This window comes from Acetobacter sp. DmW_125128 (assembly GCF_008704325.1).
GTDB lineage: Bacteria > Pseudomonadota > Alphaproteobacteria > Acetobacterales > Acetobacteraceae > Acetobacter > Acetobacter oryzifermentans.
Genome location: NZ_VHOP01000034.1, coordinates 62,324 through 81,039, shown reverse-complemented (window position 1 = coordinate 81,039; position 18,716 = coordinate 62,324). Strand labels below are relative to the sequence as shown.

Annotated in this window: 17 protein-coding genes, 2 pseudogenes, 1 CRISPR repeat array and 1 riboswitch; of the genes and pseudogenes, 15 read left to right on the top strand and 4 right to left on the bottom strand. The window is 50.7% G+C overall.

All coding sequences use genetic code 11. The features are described from left to right. Positions 1 to 144: 144 nt before the first annotated feature. A complete protein-coding gene (locus FKW19_RS15965) occupies positions 145 to 273 on the bottom strand; it encodes a hypothetical protein (protein WP_255446457.1) in 129 nt (42 codons plus the stop codon). Further along, a riboswitch (cobalamin riboswitch) is annotated at positions 257 to 489 on the top strand. It overlaps the preceding gene by 17 nt. Before the next feature lie 326 nt (positions 490 to 815). Between FKW19_RS15965 and FKW19_RS10625 the strand changes: the two genes are divergently transcribed. From FKW19_RS10625 to cas2e, 11 genes are all read left to right on the top strand, one after another. Then, positions 816 to 1,910 (top strand): Rieske 2Fe-2S domain-containing protein, encoded by a 1,095-nt coding sequence (locus tag FKW19_RS10625; RefSeq protein WP_089179179.1) that lies wholly within the window; start codon positions 816 to 818, stop codon positions 1,908 to 1,910. Next, positions 1,907 to 2,308, top strand: coding sequence for a hypothetical protein (locus FKW19_RS10620; RefSeq protein ID WP_193561040.1), 402 nt, complete (start codon positions 1,907 to 1,909; stop codon positions 2,306 to 2,308). The genes FKW19_RS10625 and FKW19_RS10620 overlap by 4 nt, the downstream gene beginning before the upstream one ends. Before the next feature lie 27 nt (positions 2,309 to 2,335). Next, complete coding sequence (locus FKW19_RS10615) at positions 2,336 to 2,617, top strand: hypothetical protein (protein WP_231621198.1); 282 nt, start codon at positions 2,336 to 2,338, stop codon at positions 2,615 to 2,617. Between the two features lie 305 nt (positions 2,618 to 2,922). Further along, a complete protein-coding gene (locus FKW19_RS10610) occupies positions 2,923 to 5,637 on the top strand; it encodes a CRISPR-associated helicase/endonuclease Cas3 (protein ID WP_089179178.1) in 2,715 nt (904 codons plus the stop codon). Positions 5,638 to 5,705: 68 nt separating this feature from the next. Continuing rightward, positions 5,706 to 7,358, top strand: coding sequence for a type I-E CRISPR-associated protein Cse1/CasA (gene casA, locus FKW19_RS10605; protein WP_089179177.1), 1,653 nt, complete (start codon positions 5,706 to 5,708; stop codon positions 7,356 to 7,358). Next, on the top strand, positions 7,358 to 7,918 hold the full coding sequence (gene casB, locus FKW19_RS10600; protein WP_089179176.1) for a type I-E CRISPR-associated protein Cse2/CasB: 561 nt from the start codon (positions 7,358 to 7,360) through the stop codon (positions 7,916 to 7,918). Before casA ends, casB begins: the two co-directional genes overlap by 1 nt. A gap of 19 nt (positions 7,919 to 7,937) precedes the next feature. After that, complete coding sequence (cas7e, locus tag FKW19_RS10595; RefSeq protein WP_089179175.1) at positions 7,938 to 8,993, top strand: type I-E CRISPR-associated protein Cas7/Cse4/CasC; 1,056 nt, start codon at positions 7,938 to 7,940, stop codon at positions 8,991 to 8,993. Positions 8,994 to 8,998: 5 nt separating this feature from the next. Further along, positions 8,999 to 9,781, top strand: coding sequence for a type I-E CRISPR-associated protein Cas5/CasD (gene cas5e, locus FKW19_RS10590; RefSeq protein ID WP_089179174.1), 783 nt, complete (start codon positions 8,999 to 9,001; stop codon positions 9,779 to 9,781). Beyond that, positions 9,778 to 10,467 carry a type I-E CRISPR-associated protein Cas6/Cse3/CasE gene (gene cas6e / locus FKW19_RS10585; protein WP_089179173.1) on the top strand — a complete coding sequence of 230 codons (690 nt, stop codon included), beginning with the start codon at positions 9,778 to 9,780 and terminating at the stop codon, positions 10,465 to 10,467. Before cas5e ends, cas6e begins: the two co-directional genes overlap by 4 nt. Before the next feature lie 16 nt (positions 10,468 to 10,483). Next, a complete protein-coding gene (gene cas1e / locus FKW19_RS10580; protein WP_089179934.1) occupies positions 10,484 to 11,443 on the top strand; it encodes a type I-E CRISPR-associated endonuclease Cas1e in 960 nt (319 codons plus the stop codon). Continuing rightward, a complete protein-coding gene (cas2e, locus tag FKW19_RS10575) occupies positions 11,424 to 11,765 on the top strand; it encodes a type I-E CRISPR-associated endoribonuclease Cas2e (protein ID WP_089179172.1) in 342 nt (113 codons plus the stop codon). The genes cas1e and cas2e overlap by 20 nt, the downstream gene beginning before the upstream one ends. 71 nt (positions 11,766 to 11,836) lie before the next feature. After that, a CRISPR array of direct repeats spans positions 11,837 to 12,170; the repeat unit is 29 nt; unit sequence GTGTTCCCCGCACACGCGGGGATGAACCG. Positions 12,171 to 12,205: 35 nt separating this feature from the next. Here cas2e and FKW19_RS10570 read toward each other — a convergent pair. After that, complete coding sequence (locus tag FKW19_RS10570) at positions 12,206 to 13,279, bottom strand: alkene reductase (protein WP_089179171.1); 1,074 nt, start codon at positions 13,277 to 13,279, stop codon at positions 12,206 to 12,208. 436 nt (positions 13,280 to 13,715) lie between these two features. Here FKW19_RS10570 and FKW19_RS16025 point away from each other — a divergent pair. The 3 genes and pseudogenes from FKW19_RS16025 to FKW19_RS10555 all read left to right on the top strand — a co-directional run. Next, positions 13,716 to 13,872: pseudogene (locus tag FKW19_RS16025) on the top strand (3-oxoacyl-ACP reductase); the annotation flags it as partial. A 121-nt stretch (positions 13,873 to 13,993) separates the two neighbouring features. After that, a complete protein-coding gene (locus tag FKW19_RS10560; protein WP_089179170.1) occupies positions 13,994 to 14,386 on the top strand; it encodes a hypothetical protein in 393 nt (130 codons plus the stop codon). Positions 14,387 to 14,670: 284 nt separating this feature from the next. Further along, a complete protein-coding gene (locus tag FKW19_RS10555) occupies positions 14,671 to 16,026 on the top strand; it encodes an MFS transporter (protein WP_089179169.1) in 1,356 nt (451 codons plus the stop codon). Positions 16,027 to 16,090: 64 nt separating this feature from the next. Here the strand turns inward: FKW19_RS10555 and FKW19_RS15730 are convergent, their stop codons facing one another. Both FKW19_RS15730 and FKW19_RS10545 read right to left on the bottom strand, forming a co-directional pair. Beyond that, positions 16,091 to 16,435, bottom strand: coding sequence for an alpha/beta fold hydrolase (locus FKW19_RS15730; protein WP_238331206.1), 345 nt, complete (start codon positions 16,433 to 16,435; stop codon positions 16,091 to 16,093). Between the two features lie 379 nt (positions 16,436 to 16,814). Then, positions 16,815 to 17,279, bottom strand: a pseudogene (locus FKW19_RS10545) (DUF1348 family protein). A 306-nt stretch (positions 17,280 to 17,585) separates the two neighbouring features. On the opposite strand from FKW19_RS10545, the gene FKW19_RS10540 reads away from it, so the two are divergent. Further along, positions 17,586 to 18,656, top strand: coding sequence for an NAD(P)-dependent alcohol dehydrogenase (locus FKW19_RS10540; protein ID WP_089179168.1), 1,071 nt, complete (start codon positions 17,586 to 17,588; stop codon positions 18,654 to 18,656). The last annotated feature ends 60 nt before the right edge of the window (positions 18,657 to 18,716 follow it).

The following is an 18,716-nucleotide window of genomic DNA, read 5'->3' as shown; positions in this document are numbered from 1 at the left end:
CGTCATGGTAGCTTTATGCCTGAACGAACCCGTGAGCAGAAATGATTTGATTTCATCAATACATCAATATTGTTCATGGACTAATGTGGCTGCATTGCTTCGGGAAAAGACGCAGTCAGAAACTGATTGGCGTAATGTTTGTTTTCAGGACATCAGCTCAATCCGGTCTCGGTCTACATGCGAAAAACTGATATCTGCCTTTCGCAGCTCCAGAATGTTCCAGCTTGCACGTGGGATGCGTTTGGCGGCATGGTGCAGGAGCAAACGCTTCAATGGTCCCGCGCGAGCGGGTTAATAGGGAACTCCGTTATGTTCTGGTCAGACAATCGGCCGGAAGCAAAGTCGGAGGCTGCTCCCGCAACTGTAGGCGGTATGCCGCTGGTTCGTTCACTTTGAACGTGAACCACTGTTCTCATAGGAACGGGAAGGTTGGAACCAGTTGGCCATGATCCGTGAGCCAGGAGACCTGCCATTGCTCAGCCACCAACCGTCGGGCGGGATGACCGAAGGGAGGAGAGAATATATGCCTGTCTGCCTCATGCCTCGGTCACTCCTGATGAATCAGGCGATGGACTCTTTTCAGGTCAGGGGGACTTACCCCATCATTTCTGGCCGATATACGAATGACGCTTTTGTGCTGCAAACAGCATTGATCCGTTAGACACTTCAGAGTCAGTCACCGGACAATCATGCATTCTGTCCGATAATTGATAACGGGTACACTTGCTCAGACAAAATGTGAGAGACGACACGATGCTCCATGACGAGGGGTTGTATTGTTTCCTTTGCGCTGAGCCAGTTGAAAAGCCGAGGCAATGGAAAACGAACTTCACCAAATTTCAGATCATTCAGCGTGCGCGGTACAGATTGATTTAAGACGTGTCAGAACCAATCCGAACTTCTGGTATCCTGTCGCATGGTCCCGTGAATTGGGACGGGAAAAGGCAATCGATGTCCGGTTTGCAGGGCAGCATATCGTCGTCGTGCGCCCCAAAAGCGGCATTCCTTATGCTCTGGATGGCCTGTGCGCCCATCGGCAGGTTCTGCTTGGCAAAGGAAACGTCCATGGTGACCTGATAAGCTGCGTTGCTCATGGTCTGAGATATAACCGGGACGGCCAATGTGTTTCGCCGAATGTTTCAGCCGAAGCGCAATGTCTGCGTCTCAAAAGTTGGGCCTGCCGCGAAAAAGATGGGCTTATTTTTGTTTTCATGGGAGACCAGTCTCTTGCGGCGACGACCGCGCTTCCTGATTTTCCAAGGGTGAGAGACAGGCGCTATCGCACGCGGCGCTTCGGGCAGGTGGTGAACTGTCATTACAGTTTCATGCATGAAAACCTGATGGATATGAATCATCAGGTTCTGCACAGTCGGTTGGTCGGGAAAATGAAGCCTCGGTTCCTCGGAATGGATCACGGAGAGGATTTTGTGGAGGCCCGCTACACCTTTGCACGAACCGGCGGCAAACAGCCTTTGAGCGAGGCGCTGATCTACGGCCAGAGACGCCGTGATGGTCGGGATTTTGCCTACCGGGATGTCATGACCATCAGGACACAATATCCTTACCAGATCCTGCGTATTGAAACGCAAGGGATTGAGGAACCCGTGATGGAGTTATGGATCTCTTATGTGCCGCAGGATCGTGAGGAGTTGACCAACCGTGTTTTCGGTCTGTTGTCGATCAAACGACTGAAAGTGCCTTTTTTACTGGATCTTGCCTGGCCAATACTGGTCGCATTCACGGAGCGCGTCTTCTTTGAAGATCGCGAGATTGTCGAGCTGGAACAGGCTGCATGGAAAGACCTCGGTGGAGATCACAATCGGGAAGTCTTCCCGGTTATCAATCAACTTCGTGATCTGCTCAGGCGATGTGGTCAGGCGCCAGAGAGTGTAGAAAAGACGGTCCCATGAGATTGCCTTTTATCGCGCCACCTTCCCATGCTTTTCATCCTTTGCTGGAAAAGATCATTTTTCTGGCACCTGATCGAACCTGTGTCATTTCTTTGCTGGGGACAGATGCAGCTTTACCTGAAGAAGAACAATTGCAGCAGAATGGCTATGATCTTTTCCAGATGACTGTTTCCAATCTACCAACAGACCATCAGATACGTGGTGACTATCTGGAAGCACATTTCAGGCCGCTTCTCGATACAGCGATAGAAATGGCGATGGCGCTGACTGACAGGCCAGCGCACGTGCCGGAAGCAAGTTACGTGCAAACCTATATAGCGGTTCAGAATCTGATTGGTGCACAGAAAGCTGCGATGGATCTGTATTGTCGTGTGCAAGTTGAATTTATGATTTCTTGAACAGTGTGAACCTGAAGAGACAGATCCATGAGTAATGTCATAGATTTCCCCACCCAGAATGGGGCAGGCAGGCCCTATCTGGCGGCAAAAGATCTCACAAAAGAACAGTGCCGTTTTATTCTCTCTCTACCGATAAGCGGCGAGTATGGCATCCCCATAGCGGATCGCGGTGCCATTCGCGGATCATTGATATTGATGGGATATGTCGCAGCCGGATTTTCCGTACGCTGGGGCAGTGCTGCCGCTCGTCTTACCAGTCGAGGACGAAGCATGCATCGGGAATTGATGTCTCGTGAAAATCATTGGTGAAGTGGAATAGGATCTGAATAGAAAAAGCGAACACTTGTCATTTGAATGCTGTCTTGAATTTCGAATTAAGAAACTATGCAATATTGTCAGAACTGAAATTAGGCGATCACTGATAAAACAATGTCGGTTTTTTGGACGTCTGAAACGATTTTCTTAAGACCGACATGACGGCGAAAGCGGGAGATCCGCTTAGCGCGCAGCAACCAAACTGGACTTGCAACGGTTTTGTGCCGGTCCGTGGTAAATTTCGCTATGTTTTTAGCAAGAATAGCTGCATCGCTGATCGTTGAAAAAAGGAATGAAACATGCCGGACACACAAGAAGGGAAAGGGCTAAAATTTTTCTGGGGTAAGGCTCGCCCGGCATCAGTCGGCTTGGGGGAAGACTCTTCAATACATCCGCTTATCGCGCATATGCTGGATGTGGCGGCAGTAGCAATTCTTTTGCCCGGTAGTCAGCGGTTAGGGTTGGACAATCGCCAGTTGGGGATGCTGGTCGCTTTGCATGATATTGGCAAACTAACGCCAGCTTTTCAGGCAAAAGTTCCGGAGTGCTGGCCAGAGCAGGCATTGGGAGAGTGTCCTGATGAAGTCGTGGCATCACGTCATGATGTGGATGGCGTATTATTTCTTGATCGCATTTGCCGAGAGGAACTGGCGCCGCTATTTGGCACTGATTCCGAAGGGGAAGGCTGGCTGCTTTCGGATAAAAGGCGGTTATGGCGTGCTGTGGCAGGGCATCATGGACAGCCAGTCTCAGTAAACGATTATCAAACTCGTGCTTCTGATATTAAGCTATCGGCACCATATGCTCATAAACTTGTTAGTCTGTTATTTGATGTTTTTCGTCCTCCTCCTATCAAGCCTTATCATTCATTAGATCATCTACTCCAGTTGGAATGGCAGTTAGCTGGGTTGACAGTTCAGGCGGATTGGATTGGTTCACGGCAGGAATGGTTTCCATATGTCAGGCCGGATGATGTTGATGATCTTTCAGGCTATTTTTGGAACAAAGCCCTTCCTCGTGCTCAAAGTGCGATTGTGCATGCGGGGCTTGCTCCCGCAAGCATTTCACCATTCCAAGGCATTGCACATTTGTTTCCGCATATCAGGACGCCTTCGCCAGTTCAGGCGCTGCTGGACGTTACGTCTCTTCCTGCCGGACCAACTCTGGTGGTGATTGAGGATATGACGGGTTCCGGCAAAACTGAAGCGGCGTTGGTGGCGGCGCATCGGCTGATGGCATCCGGGCGTGCATCTGGACTATTTGTTGCACTGCCGACGATGGCTACCGCCAATGCCATGTTTGATCGGCTTGCCACGGCATATCGGAACTTATTTCAGCCGTCCTCTCATCCTTCTCTGGCATTGGCGCATGGTCGTGCCTTACTTGATGAGCGATTTGTCTCGGTTTTGGCACCAGATGATGTGCTGGATGGCGCGGAATTGAAAAAAGATCGTGATCAAGCCGCAGAAATTTGCTGTTCAGCGTGGTTGGGGCGTGAAGCGCGACGGGCGCTCTTGGCGCAGGTCGGAGTGGGAACGATCGATCAGGCATTGATGGCAGTTTTACCCGTTCGGTTTGCCACAGTGCGGCAGGCAGGTCTTGCGGGGAAGGTGCTGCTGGTCGATGAGTGCCATGCTTATGATCCCTATATGCAGGAGGAGATGGTGGCATTGCTCCGTTTCCACGCTGCCATGGGAGGCTCTGCTATTCTTCTTTCCGCGACATTGACCAAAGCTGTACGCCAGAAACTGACAGATGCATTCCGAGAAGGGCTGCGGCAGGAAAAGTCTGTTAGTTTATCCTGCATGGCTTATCCACTTGTCACAGTTGTCGGAAAGGCGGAGGTGGAAGAATTACCTTGTGCGCCGCGGCCTGGTCTGGAGCGCAGCATCACCGTTCGGCAAGTGCGGGAAGAAGCTGCTGTTATGGCTGAAGTTTCTTTGGCAGCCGCCAAAGGGGCTGCGGTTGCATGGGTGCGCAATACGGTAGATGACGTGATTGCTTCGGCAAAAGCACTGAAGGAACAAGGCATTGAAATCATGGTGTTTCATGCGCGCTTTGCCATGGTGGATCGTTTGGCGATTGAGCGCGCGGTGCTGGCGCGATTTGGGAAAAACGGAACAGCAACTGAGCGCGCGGCTGTTCTCATAGCAAGTCAGGTTATTGAGCAGTCTCTAGATCTGGACTTTGATGTACTTTGCACAGATCTGGCGCCTATGGATCTGATTATCCAACGAGCGGGCCGGTTGCGTCGTCACACACGCAAGCAACGTCCTGTTGATTGCGACGAAATATACATTTTTTCACCTGATCCCGTGGCGAACCCAGACCCGAAGTGGATCAGTCGGCTTCTGCCAGGCACAGCTGCGGTGTATCGTGATCACGCATTGTTATGGCGCACGGCAAAAGTGCTGCAACGCAAAGGAAAGATCCAAAGCCCTGACGCAATACGGGAGTTGATTGAGGAGGCCGGTAACGTTTCTGATGTGCCGGATGGGTTGATGGCGGCAAGTGATGAAGCGGAAGGGAAAGGCCGGGCGGCACGTGGCGAAGCCATGCGAAATGTTTTGGATTATGAAGCAGGATACGCACCGGATAGCGCTTTGTGGGAACGGGAAGTTCGTACATCAACACGGTTGGAAGAGCGCCCTTATGTAACTGTGCGTTTGGGCATCATGAAAGATGGGCAGGTGTGTCCTTGGGCTGCATTGCAAGACGTTGCTTTGGCAGTCCCTCATGAGCGGAAGCGTGCCTGGGCGCTTTCAGAAGTTTCCGCAGCGCGGCATGTTCTTGCAGCTTGTCCTGTTGTGGGCAGTCAGCAGGAGGCTGTGTCGGCAGCTCGTGCAGAGTGGCCACGTTGGGAGCGTGATGCAGAGGATCAGTTTTTATTGTTGCTGCTTGAGGAAGCAGAAGAAGGCTGGAGAGGCGTTGGGCGTAATGAAGCTGAGCAAGATGTTGTGGTCTGTTATGACAAGAAATATGGGTTTCAGATATTAAAAGAAACGCTAACATAAATATTAGTCATGTTTGTATTTTTTTTGTTGGGTATTTAATTTTTAGGTTAATTGATTGGAAAGAATAGATGGTATCAGTGCCTTTAAATCTTATTTCAGAATCATGGCTACCTGTGTGCCATAAGTCCGGGGCGTGCAGCATTATTCGACCAGCCCAGATAGTAGAAGGGCTTAAGGATGATCCGATTGTTGGATTTGCTTGGCCAAGGGCTGATTTTCGTATTGCGTCCTTTGAGTTTTTGATCGGGCTTGTGGCCACGGCGTGTCCACCTGCTGATTATAGAGTGTGGCCGAAAGGCTGGCGCGTTCCTCCATCTGTCGAAAAGCTAGATGAAGCATTTGCGCGTGTTGCAGATGCATTCTGGCTTGATGGCCCGGGGCCGCGCTTTCTTCAGGATTACGAAGATATCCAGAGCGGGCAGGAACCTGTCGAAAGGCTGTTAATCGATGCGCCGGGGGAAAGCACCGTAAAGCGGAATGCAGATCTCTTTGTGCATCGAGGGCAGATTGAATATTTGGGCCGCGCAGCAGCAGCTATGGCATTATTCACCTTGCAGTCATGGGCGCCAAGCGGTGGAGCCGGCAATATGACAGGTCTGCGCGGTGGTGGGCCGTTAACAACTTTGGTTTTGCCATCAGAAGATGCAAGCTTGTGGGAAATTATATGGGCAAATGTTCCTGCCGGAAAACCTGTAACAGTTGAGGATATGGAAAAGGTTTTTCCATGGATGGCACCAACGGTGATTTCAGGAAAAGCTGGCATGGATGTGCGCGCGAAAGAAAACGTACATCCGCTCCAATGCTGGTGGGGAATGCCAAGACGGATACGGCTTGATTTTGGAAAAAGTAATGGCAAGGTCTGTAATCTTACAGGGATGTCTGATGATATTCTGGTGTCAGGCTGGCGGCAAAGGCCATATGGCCCAAAATATGCTGGCTGGATCGGAATGCCATATGGCGCAGGATGCGCAATTCATCCTCTAACGCCGCGGTATCGCCAAAAAAAGGGAACTGAATGGCTGGCCGTACACCCACAGCCAGGAGGTATTGGTTATCGGCATTGGGCTGGGGTGGTGGTTGAAAGTGCTGATCAAAACAGACTTCCTGCAAGTTGCGTGGCAAACTGGCGGAATGAGCGCGCAGATGAGGTAGGGCTTTTGCCAAATGCACGTTTGCTGGCTGCCGGATTTGATATGGATAATATGAAGGCGCGTAGCTTTGTAGAAAGTGAGATGCCACTACCTGGTTCACAGAATCCAGATCAGCAGAAGAATATTGATAGTCTGGCTCTTCAGTGTGTGGGCGCCGCCACGCAGATCGCTGATATTTTACGCGGAAGTGTGCGGGAGGCCCTCTTTGGAAAAGGCACGGTTTCTGTTGATGTCACGTTACTTTCCAATGTGCGGGAGCGGTTTTGGGCAGAAACAGAAGTCTCTTTCTTTGCTCTTTTGCAGGATGCTGCGGGTGTAGATAGTGAAGACATAGCCCTGAGGAAATCCTGGCTTCAGACGCTTGCCCGTGTGGCTCTCCAGGAATTTGATGCCACGGTCATCCTTGAACCTGACATGGGTATCACTGAGGCTCAGCGCTCTGCACTAGCACGCAGGCGTCTAGGAGCAGCAGTATCGGGACGGGGGAAGGAGGGAGAAAAGATCCGAGATAATCTGGGTATTCCTGCTCCTGTCAAAAAGAAACAAAAGGCAACAGAGAAGGTGTCCTGATGTTCGTCGGTGATAAGGAAACCGTTCAGCAGGTTGTAAGCTGGTGGTACGGATTGCAACCCAACCCGGAGAAAAAACAGCAGGGTGATCGTGCAGCGCTGGCGCGTTTGCGACGATGTGCAACTATTACGGAAGCCTTGTTCGAGCCAGAAACTCAGGCGCTTGTACGTAAATGCGGCGCCAAGCGGGGTTCTGAACTGTCTCGATTGGCATTGGCAGCATCTGTTCTAGCGCATGTGCGGTCAAACAAGGCTGATGTCAGCATAGCCCGGCAGATTGGTCCTGTTGATACAAACGATGATGCAACTGCGCTGTGTAAACCCGTTCGGTTTCGAAAGGTGCTGGACGCAGAAACTTATGATGACTGTCTGCGGGTTTTTCGTCGGCTCGTTGTTTTGGCGGGCGGCGCGTTGAATGTCGCCGATCTGGCTCGTTCTGTCATGATGTGGCCGCGTGAAGATATGCCGGATGATCTCGTAGGTGATCAGGTGCGGCGGCAGTGGGTCTATGATTACTGGAACGCAGGTCATCCAGACTCTGCGTTCGATAAAAAGAATTGATTTGAAAAGGAATATTGGAATGCATCGTTTTCTTCAGCTTCATCTTCTAACATTTTACCCTCCTTCTAATGTCAACCGTGATGATACGGGTAATCCCAAAACCGCTACAGTGGGTGGTGTGACACGCCTGCGTATTTCCTCACAGGCTCTCAAGCGTGCATGGCGTACATCAGGCGTTTTTGAAACCGCGCTAACGGGGCACATGGGCCAGCGAACCCAGCGTTTGGGGGAAGAAGTTCTGGCGCATTTGCGTGAAGGTGGTGTGGAAGAGAAAAAAGCTGTTGCCATTGCACGCGAGATTGCTGGCGTCTATGGCAAGGTGAAGGGAGAAAAGGACGTTAATCCTACGCGCACCGAGCAGCTTGTGTTCATTTCTCCTTCCGAGCGTGAGGCTGCTTTTGCGGTGGCGGATCGTCTGGCATCTGGGGAAAAAGTTGATCTAAAAAAAGAGCAGGATACGCTCCTGCATAGAACAGATTCAGCGGCGGATATTGCTCTGTTTGGTCGGATGTTGGCGAGCGCTCCTGCCTTTAACCGTGAAGCCGCCGTACAGGTAGCTCATGCTATCACAACGCATCGTGTCACGGTTGAGGATGATTATTATACAGCCGTTGACGATCTGAAGGATGAAGAGGACGCAGGAGCAGGATTTCTGGGGGAGGCTGGTTTTGGGTCAGGGGTATTTTATCTATATCTTTGCATCAATCGTGACCTGCTAAAGAAAAATCTTGGTGACGAGAGTGAAACAGGTGTAGCGGAAGCCGCTCTCGGCTCATTGGTAGAAGCGGCTATGACAGTCTCACCATCTGGGAAGCAGAATAGTTTCGCTGCTCTTGCCCGCGCAGGTTATGTGCTGGCTGAAAAAGGGAATGCTCAACCCCGTACACTGGCTGGGGCTTTTGCTCGGCCTGTTGGCGGTGCAGATTTGATGGAACAGTCCATTAAAGCGCTGAAAGAGTTCCGGGCAGAACTGGTTCGGGTTTATGGCGCCAGTGCGGATGAAACATGTGAACTGGCTTTAGGAGATAAGAAAAGCGCGACGCTGGCTGATATTGTCGCGTTTTGCCGGACCTGAGCGATATGGGGCACTTTCTGACATTTGCCATGGTGGCCCCTATGGCATCGTTCGGTACGCTTGCTGTGGGTGAGAGGCGGGACGGAGGGGATCGGCCTGCTCGATCTGCTGTGCTGGGATTGCTGGGAGCCTGTTTAGGACTCACGCGTGAGGACGAGGCCGGACAAAATGCTCTGGCTCAAGGGTATGGCCTTGCAGTGCTTTGCCATGCTTCAGGTCGGCTTCTGACGGATTATCATACAGCCCAGACCGCACCGTCTCGCCGGAACTGGCGTCCTGCAACGCGTGCGCAGGAATTAGCCGAGGCACCGGGGGAAGTGGCAACTATCCTTTCACGCCGAGATTACCGGATGGGAAGTTGGCATCTGGGTGCTCTCTGGGTGCGGGGGGATAACCCTCGCTGGTCACTGGCAGAGATACAGGATGCCTTGCAGGAGCCGGTATTTACTCCTTCATTGGGTCGTAAATCCTGCCCTCCAGGCTTGCCTCTAGCCCCAGAACTTGTGGAGGGGGAGAGTGCCACAGCGGTTCTTCTGGAGCGCCAAGACAGTGGGCCAGAAAGTAGTATGCGTAACCGCTTTGGCTTATTCAGGGATCAGCTTGCAGGCCGCAATTCACGTACGGAGACGCTTGTTGTGCTGGATGCCGCAGACGTGGTTGAACACGGAGCAGGGCATACTATCATTCGGCGAGAGATACGCCGTGATCATCCTCTTTCACGCACACGTTGGCAATTTGGGCTGAGGGAAGAAGCGTTGATTTTGTGTGCAAAGGAGGCAGGCGTATGAGTGCGGGTTTTCTTTCCCGCGTTGCATTGCGGCGCGATGCCTCTGTTCAAGCTATTGCTCGGCTTTTGGTACCGCAGGGTGAAGGGCAGCAGCATGGTGCTGCACATCATTTGCTGTGGACGTTGTTTGGGGATAGCGCTGATCGCACACGTGATTTTCTGTGGCGGCAGACGGAACCTGGCCATTTTATGGTGCTGTCGATCAGGGAGCCAGTAGATCAGCATGGACTATTTGATATTGAAAGCCGTGAATTTGCTCCTCGGTTGAAAAAGGAAAGTTCTTTACGTTTTCTTTTGCGAGCTAATGCGACTGTTGATCGTAAGGTGCCGGGGCGCACGCGTAGTCAGCGCCATGATATTGTGATGGATGCCTTGCATAAACTTCCATCTAAAGAGCGTGCTGTTGCGCGTGAAAGTGTAGTGCCTGCGGTTATGGCGGCATGGCTAACACGACAAGGTGCACGAACCGGTTTTGATCTGGCAGCAGAAGCGCTGGGTATTGAGAGTTGCGACGTTTTGCGTATTCCGCGTGCGCAAGGGCAGGGGAAAGCAACACTTGGTGTAGTTGATGTAACGGGTGTGCTGCGTGTTACAGATCCTGCGCTTTTTACATCTGCTCTTCTGCAAGGCTTTGGGCGGGCACGGGCTTTTGGATGTGGATTAATGCTTATTCGGCGTGCTTTTTAACAAGGAGGGCAAGCTTGTGTCTCGTCCCATGCCAGGGTTACCGCCGCCCCGGCCCATTCCTTTGAAAGAGCGCTCATCAATCCTGTTCGTTGCGATGGGGCAGCTTGATGTACTGGATGGTGCGTTTGTTCTTGTTGATCAGAATGGCATTCGCACTCACATTCCTATAGGCGGGCTGGTTTGTCTCATGCTGGAACCCGGCACGCGGGTAAGTCATGCGGCGGCGGCATTGGCAGCACGCGCAGGGACTTTGCTGATCTGGGTAGGAGAAGCTGGAGTGCGTTTATATGCCTCTGGTCAACCCGGAGGAGCGCGGGCGGACAGGTTGTTGTTTCAGGCGCGGTTGGCGCTTGATGATACGGCCCGCTTGAAAGTAGTGCGCAAGATGTATGCGCTACGTTTTGGAGAAGATGCGCCAGAGAGGCGGTCTGTAGATCAGTTACGTGGCATTGAGGGAGCGCGGGTTCGGGAAACATATCGCTTGCTGGCTCGTTCACATGGAGCCGATTGGGATGGCCGTCGGTATGATCCTCATGAGTGGGATACGGCAAATGTGGTTAACCGATGCCTGTCTGCCGCAACGGCCGCATTATATGGGATTACGGAGGCTGCAATTCTGGCCGCAGGTTATGCGCCTGCAATAGGTTTTTTGCATACAGGAAAGCCACAAAGCTTTGTGTATGATATTGCAGATATTGTGAAATTTGAAGTTGTGGTGCCAGAGGCATTTCGCGTGGCAGCCGCAGTGCAACGGGATCGACCTCTGGATGGGCAGCGGGTTATAGATCCAGTGGCAAGCGTGCGGCATCGGTGCCGGGATCAGTTTCGTAAAACGAATATTTTAGGGCGTCTTATTCCTTTAATAGAGGATGTGCTGGCTGCCGGTGAAGCGGGGCCGCCACCAGTGCAGAAAGAGGCGATGCCCGTTGCGTTTGCTGATCCGAAAGGGCTGGGTGATGCTGGTCATCGTGGTTGAAAATGCGCCCCCGCGTTTACGCGGGCGGCTGGCTGTATGGCTTCTGGAAGTGCGGGCTGGTGTTTATATTGGCAGCTACGGGCGGCGTGTGCGGGAAATGATATGGGGGCAGGTCTGCGCCTATATTGAAGATGGCAATGCTGTGATCGCTTGGGCGGCTCCAAATGACGCCGGTTTTGAATTTGATACTTGTGGGGAGAACCGTCGGGTGCCGGTAGATCTGGATGGTTTGCGGTTAGTTGCTTTTGGTCGTGAAGCAGCTCTTCCGATGCAACCAGGCCCTGCTGTAATGACCCTTCCAAGACGGCGTGGAAGAGGGTAAAAAACAGTCATTCGTCTGGTAGATTCTTTGATAGTAAAATAATGTTTTAAAATCAATTGGTTCCACAAAGAGTGTTCCCCGCACACGCGGGGATGAACCGCCTTGGTGGCGCCCTCAATATGGGGATGGGCAGTGTTCCCCGCACACGCGGGGATGAACCGATACCTACAGCCTGACAGATCTGCTGCCTGATGTGTTCCCCGCACACGCGGGGATGAACCGGCGTGAGACAGCGCGTGGTGGCTGAGGAGGCTGTGTTCCCCGCACACGCGGGGATGAACCGGAACACCCGCGCAGGAGAGAAGGCGTGAAACAGTGTTCCCCGCACACGCGGGGATGAACCGGGAACCACATGGGAACCGCAGGAACCTCGCTAGTGTTCCCCGCACACGCGGGGATGAACTGGTGAAACCCTTACTCTAGTGGAAAAGGCATGGGGGTTACCGAGCAAGTGGGTAATCGGTATAGCCTTCTGCCCCCTGTGTGTACCAGGTTTGGATATCATCCTTATTCAGGGGAAGGTTATCTTCCAGACGGTGCACCAGATCCGGATTAGCTAAAAAAGGTCGGCCAAATGCAATGGCATCGGCAATACCGGTTGCGACCGTTTCAATCGCTTCGTCCCGTGTGTAATCCTGATTCAGAACCAATGGTTTTGTAAAAACTTTGCGGATCGGAGCATGCAGCTTCGGCTGATCGGTCTTGCCAAATGTGCCATGAGGGCCGGGCTCGCGCAGTTCGAGAAATGCAATATCGAGATCGTTCAGAAGCTTTGCGGCGGGTACGAAAACCTGATCGGGATGGGTGTCGATGCAGCCTTGTGTATTGCCATTTGGTGAAAGCCTGACAGATGTTCTGTCCGCGCCAATCGTGGCGATTACTCGTTTCGTGACTTCATGCAGAAAGCGAATACGGTTTTCAGGAGAGCCACCATATTCGTCAGAGCGATGGTTGGTGCCGTCTCGCAGGAATTCATCAATCAGATAACCGTTGGCTGCGTGAATTTGTACACCGTCAAAGCCAGCCTCCAGTGCATTGCGGGCGGCTTTTTCGTAATCATTCAGAATACGGGCAATGTCATCCTTGGTAAGGGGGCGGGCAACTTCGGGAGGCTGCTTGCCGTTATATGTATGAAGTGGCTCAGGTGCCTTTGTTGCTGAGCAGGATACAGGTTGCTGGCCCGTTACACTGGAATGCACCATGCGGCCCATGTGCCAGAGTTGGGCCACAATCTTTCCGCCCTTTGCATGCACTGCCGCAGTAACGGGCTTCCATGCTTCTATTTGCTCTTGTGACCACAGGCCCGGCGCATAGGGCCATCCAAGACCTTCTTGGCTGATTCCGGTTGCTTCCGAGATGATCAGACCAGCGGTGGCACGTTGCGCATAATACTCGGCCATAATGGGGGTTGGAACATGCTGGCGGGTGCTTCTACCGCGCGTTAGCGGTGCCATGAGAATTCTGTTTTTAGCGTAAATGCTTCCCAATTTAATCGGTTCAAACAGGCTGGGCATGACATTATCCTTCCTAAAAAGCGCAGTTCTTATGAGTTGGGGAAATCTCTCGTTGATTACAACATGGCGCTAGTCTCGAAGCGATGCTGTCTGAACTTGTAGATGGATGCTCGTTCCATTTTAATACAATTCTAAAGTATTAAATTTTTTCATATTTCCGAAGTTGGAGAGAAACGCTTGCTTCATAACAGCGTTTTTACATGAAAAATAAATAATAAAATTTTGTTATTGTTATAATTATCAACGTTAACTACTGCCAGCAGGAAGTTCTAGAATTGGAGAGAGCAGGGTTATCTTCCTACTTTTTGCCCAATCTGAAAAATGTGGGTCACTCTGTCTGCCAGATACCGAGCAGATAGGCACTGACACAGCAAAACTGTACATGCTGTAACTGGATATTTCAGACCACACAATTTTTGTAACATTTCTAGTTCAGGAGCAGCGCGACAATCAGTGCAATATTCATTTCAAGGGGCCGTATTCTCAACATCACCCCAGCCGCCACACGTTTCTACCTACCGGATCATGGCCTCTACTCGGCCATGAAAGGCACAACCGAAGTCATCTCACTCTGCATGGCGAAGGAACTGGGGGAATGAGTTGGTGAGAAAATCACATTTAGCAAGCCAATGGTAACATCCAGATAGACCATCTGTATTGATATAACACAATAGAGTATACAGAAAATACACATCTAAAAGGACCGATTACAGAATGAAGATCATCAGAACCGCCGTGGCCATGGTTATTATTGCCATTACGGGTGCCTGCACATCTACAGGTGATGCTTCCATAAAACATACAACACTTACGGAAGTTAACCAGAATATTCATGATGGCGTGACAACTTCATTCCAAGTACATCAAATTTATGGTGAACCGGGGCAGAAAGGTTACGAAAACGGCTATGAGTTCTGGGTTTATAGTTTTACGGTCGGGAGAGAAGATGGTCTCTCAATAGCTCAGGATGTTGTTGGTCTGGGTATGCTTGGAGCAAGAACAAACAACAAAAGCAAAACACTTACTATCGTATTCAACAATGGTATTGTGCTGAACCATAGTTTTTCCACTGCGAATTTTAGCTCCAGTAGCGGAATAAGACAGTAGCATTATGAATTTATTTTTGGGGACACACAAAGGAAAATCGTGCCTGCTGCGCAGTATCGTAGATGATACAAGTTTTGGCTGTTTTCTTTAAAAATATGAGCCACAGAAGCAATGTGACATGTGCTGTCTGTAAATACGAATTGTCGAATATGATAAAATGCTCGTATTTTCTTTCACGGCTCACAGCAGCATATGCATGATCAGGAAACCGGTAGCTTTCATGGCCCCTTCAATACTTAAGCCACATCACGTGCAAACACTCACAAACATAGTGCTTTCATCTCATGAATAACCAACCGGTTTCCGATACGCAACGCCGCTTGGTGATGCTTTGCGCTGTGCTCGGAATTGTGTTGGGAGGGCTAGATGGCGCCATTGCCAATATCGCCCTTCCTACCATTGCACGAGATCTTTCATGTAGCGAAACGCTGACTGTCTGGATTGTTAACGGATATCAACTTGCTGTTGCGGTCAGTTTGCTACCTGCTGCGGCATTGGCTGAATCTCTTGGTCTTAAAAGAGTATACGCTTTTGGTCTTGCCCTATTTACTGCGGCTTCTCTGGCTTGTGCGCTTTCAGGGTCCATTGGTCTTCTTGTTGGTTCACGCGTTTTACAAGGCGTTGGTGGTGCCTGTATGGCAGCATTAAGCGGCGCACTCGTAAGAAGCGTTTACCCGCGAGAATTTTTGCATAAAGCCTTCGCAACAATTGCACTTGCAGTTGCTATTTCAGCCGCTACGGGCCCCACATTGGCTGCTGCGGTTTTATCTGTTGCCACCTGGCCTTGGTTATTCCTGATCAATCTACCAATCGGTCTTATAGCGGTTCCACTTTTCCTCCGGGTAGCACCACATAGCCCGCGCCGTTCATTTACATTTGATTGGCTGGGCGCTTTGCTAAATGTTGGTGCTCTGGGGCTCGGTGTTCTTGGTGTTGATGCGCTTGGGCAGAAAGAGCCCAGATGGGCGGGTATTGAGATTGGAACAGGCTTTTTGTGCGCCGTTATGCTGTATATGCAGCAGCGCCGCCAGAAGGCCCCTATGCTCCCCCTTGATCTTCTAGCCATCCCCCTGTTTTCGCTCTCAATCCTCACATCTGTTTGTGCCTATGCAGCACAAATTTTAGCCTATGTTGCTCTGCCATTTCTGTTTCAAACAGTTATGCATCAGTCTGCGGTTACAACTGGCTTGCTTGTTACGCCTTGGCCGTTGCTTGTTGCCGTGGCCGCACCTTTTGCTGGGCGGTTGGCAGCCCGCCACCCCGCATCTGTTTTAAGCAGTATTGGGCTGACTATTCTGGCGGCTGGATTAACCATGTTGAGCATTATGCCTGCTCACCCACCATTTTGGGATGTCGCTTGGCGGATGGGGTTGTGCGGCATTGGGTTTGGTTTTTATCAAACACCCAATAATCTTACAGTCATGACTTCTGGCCCGACAACGCGCAGTGGCGCGGCCAGTGGCATGTTAGCTGTTGCGCGTACGATGGGCTGGGCGCTGGGCTCAGCTTTGGTGGCACTGGTTTTTGGTTTATCAGAAGGAAGTTCTGGGGCTGTTCATTGCCTGGAACTGGCAACAGGATTTGCCCTTACCGGTGCTCTTCTCAGTGTTTCTCGCCGTGTTATCCGGGATAAGCAATAGCACCAAAAAACAGAAGAGGTTGTGAAAGCCAGATAATAAACCACGCTTTGTCCGTGAGGATCGGTTATTGAAGACTGTGAGCATTTAGATGAGTGCCTAGAAACGCCTTATGAAAGACCTCTGGATACTGTAGCTGGGGTGTATGCTCTTCATTGGGAAATTCAACCAGTTTTGCATTAGGAATGGCGGATGCCGCTGCCCCGCCAAGTTCAGGGTAATGCCTCAACTTTGCACTTACGTTAGAAGGCGCGCTATCACTCCCTATTGCGGTCACATCCTTGTCCCCGATCATCAAGGTTGTAGGGGATTTGAGGCGTGGCAGCTCATAGATAACCGGCTGTGTTGCGGTCATGTCGTACAGCAAAGCAGAATTCCATGCGACAATATCGGCATCAGGCCTCCGGTACATGCAGGCAAGCTGCCCGAAACTGAACTGATAGGCTCGTGGCTTACTGGACTTTCAAAACCCAATCTGGTTTGGAGCAATAACCCGATATCCTCGATTAGTAAGAACATGAATTGTGTTTTCCCATGTTGCTGTACAGAAGTTTTTACCATGCAGAAGCACAACCACCTGTTCCTTAGGATGCCCCGGTTAGATATTCATGTAAGCCATGTGTAATGTTTGTTGCTGGGACTGAAACGAAAATTCCCAAACAGGCCATGGGTATGAAAAACCCTGTAATTCAGAACCATAAACAGAAGTATCCTGTGGGGTAGTAGCTAATTTTATGAAGAAACTCGACTTTATTAAATAGCAGTTTGGAAAATGTTCTCTTTTTATGCTGCTAAAGTCCAAGATCGGAAAGCTCAGGATGATCGTCCGGCCGACGTCCTTGGGGCCAATGAAACAAGCGGTTTTCTGCTTCGATATGTAAATCATTAATTGATGCAAAGCGGCGGAGCATCAGGCCATCGGGGTTAAACTCCTATACCTCATTGCCGTAAGATCGAAACCACTGTCCCGCGTCATCATGCCATTCATACGCAAAGCGAACAGCCATGCGGTTATTGCGAAAACCCCAGAGTTCCTTGATGAGACGATACTCATGCTCTGTTTTCCATTTGCGCTTTAGAAAATCTACTATTTCATTACGGCCATGAATAAATTCCGTTCGGTTGCGCCATTGACTATCTACAGTATAGGCCTGTGCCACTTGTTCAGGGTTTTGGGAGTTCCAAGCATCTTCGGCAAGGCGGACTTTGCGTGTTGCGCTCTCGATATCAAAAGGTGGAAAGGGCGGTCGTGACATAGTGGACTCCTGATCTGATGCAGCATTTAACGTTGCTACAGCACAGTGTTTGAATTCACAGGTTATCTAGTGAGTAAGAATTATAGTCTGAACATGGATGTTTTGAAAAAGAATTTATTATTTATATGTATTTCATTTTACGGGAGCAATTTTTGCTGCGCATACAACACAGGAAGCGCCGATGTTATATGCCTGTCCAAAATGACAATGCAGAGGTCAAGTTGATGTGCTTACATCAGGCAGGAAATTTCTGTTAGTTTTGGCTGGTTATCTGAAACCTGTTTTCAGTTTTAATAGGGGTGTTTTATGTTTACTTGCGTCGGCTACGCTGCCTCCAGCGCGACTACTCCGCTGGCTCCTTTTACCTTCCAGCGTCGTGATTGCGGCCCTCTCGATGTGCAGATTGATATCACCCATTGTGGTATCTGCCATTCTGATATTCACACTGTTCGGAGCGAATGGGGCCCTGCGTCTTATCCATGTGTGCCCGGGCATGAAATCATCGGGCGAGTTGCTGCCGTGGGTGTGGATGTTACGCGCTTTAAGCTGGGTGAGTTGGTGGGTGTGGGGTGTATGGTTAATTCCTGCCAGACATGTGCTTCTTGTGAAGCCGGGTTAGAGCAATACTGCGATGCCGGACCAACGTGGACTTACAATAGCCCAGACCCAGATTTTCCCAAAACGGATGCCTATACGTTTGGTGGATATTCACGCGCAATTGTGGTGGATGAACGTTTTGTGCTGCGCGTACCAGAAAATTTGGATCCGGCTGCCGCAGCGCCTTTGCTTTGTGCGGGCATTACCACATGGTCTCCGCTGTCGCATTGGAAAGTGGGGGTTGGCCATAAGGTTGGCATTGTTGGGTTAGGTGGGCTTGGCCATATGGCAGTAAAGTTTGCTGTGGCACTGGGGGCGGAAGTAACGCTTTTCACCACCTCTGCAAATAAGGTGGAAGATGGCAAACGCTTGGGGGCTCATCACGTAGTTATTTCGCGGGATGCAGAGGCCATGGCAGCAGAAGCCAACCAGTTTGATTTTATTTTGGATGCTGTTTCTGCCGAGCACGATATTAATGCCTATCTTGCGTTGCTCAAGCAGGACGGACACATGGTTCTTGTTGGTCTGCCAGAAAAGCCGATGTCTATAGGCGCATTCAGCCTTGTGGCTAAGCGGAGAAGCCTTGCGGGTTCAGCAATCGGTGGCATTCAGGAAACACAGGAAATGTTGGATTTTTGCGGCAAACACAATATTACAAGTGATATCGAAGTTGTGCGCGCAGATCAGATTAACGAGGCTTATGGGCGAGTTTTGCGTTCTGATGTAAAATACCGCTTTGTTATAGATATGGCTTCTATGCCGAACAGTGCTGCAGCCTAACACGAGGGTATTACAGCTTTCGTGCAGCATAGTTTTGCAGCTATTTTTCTACGGGGCCAG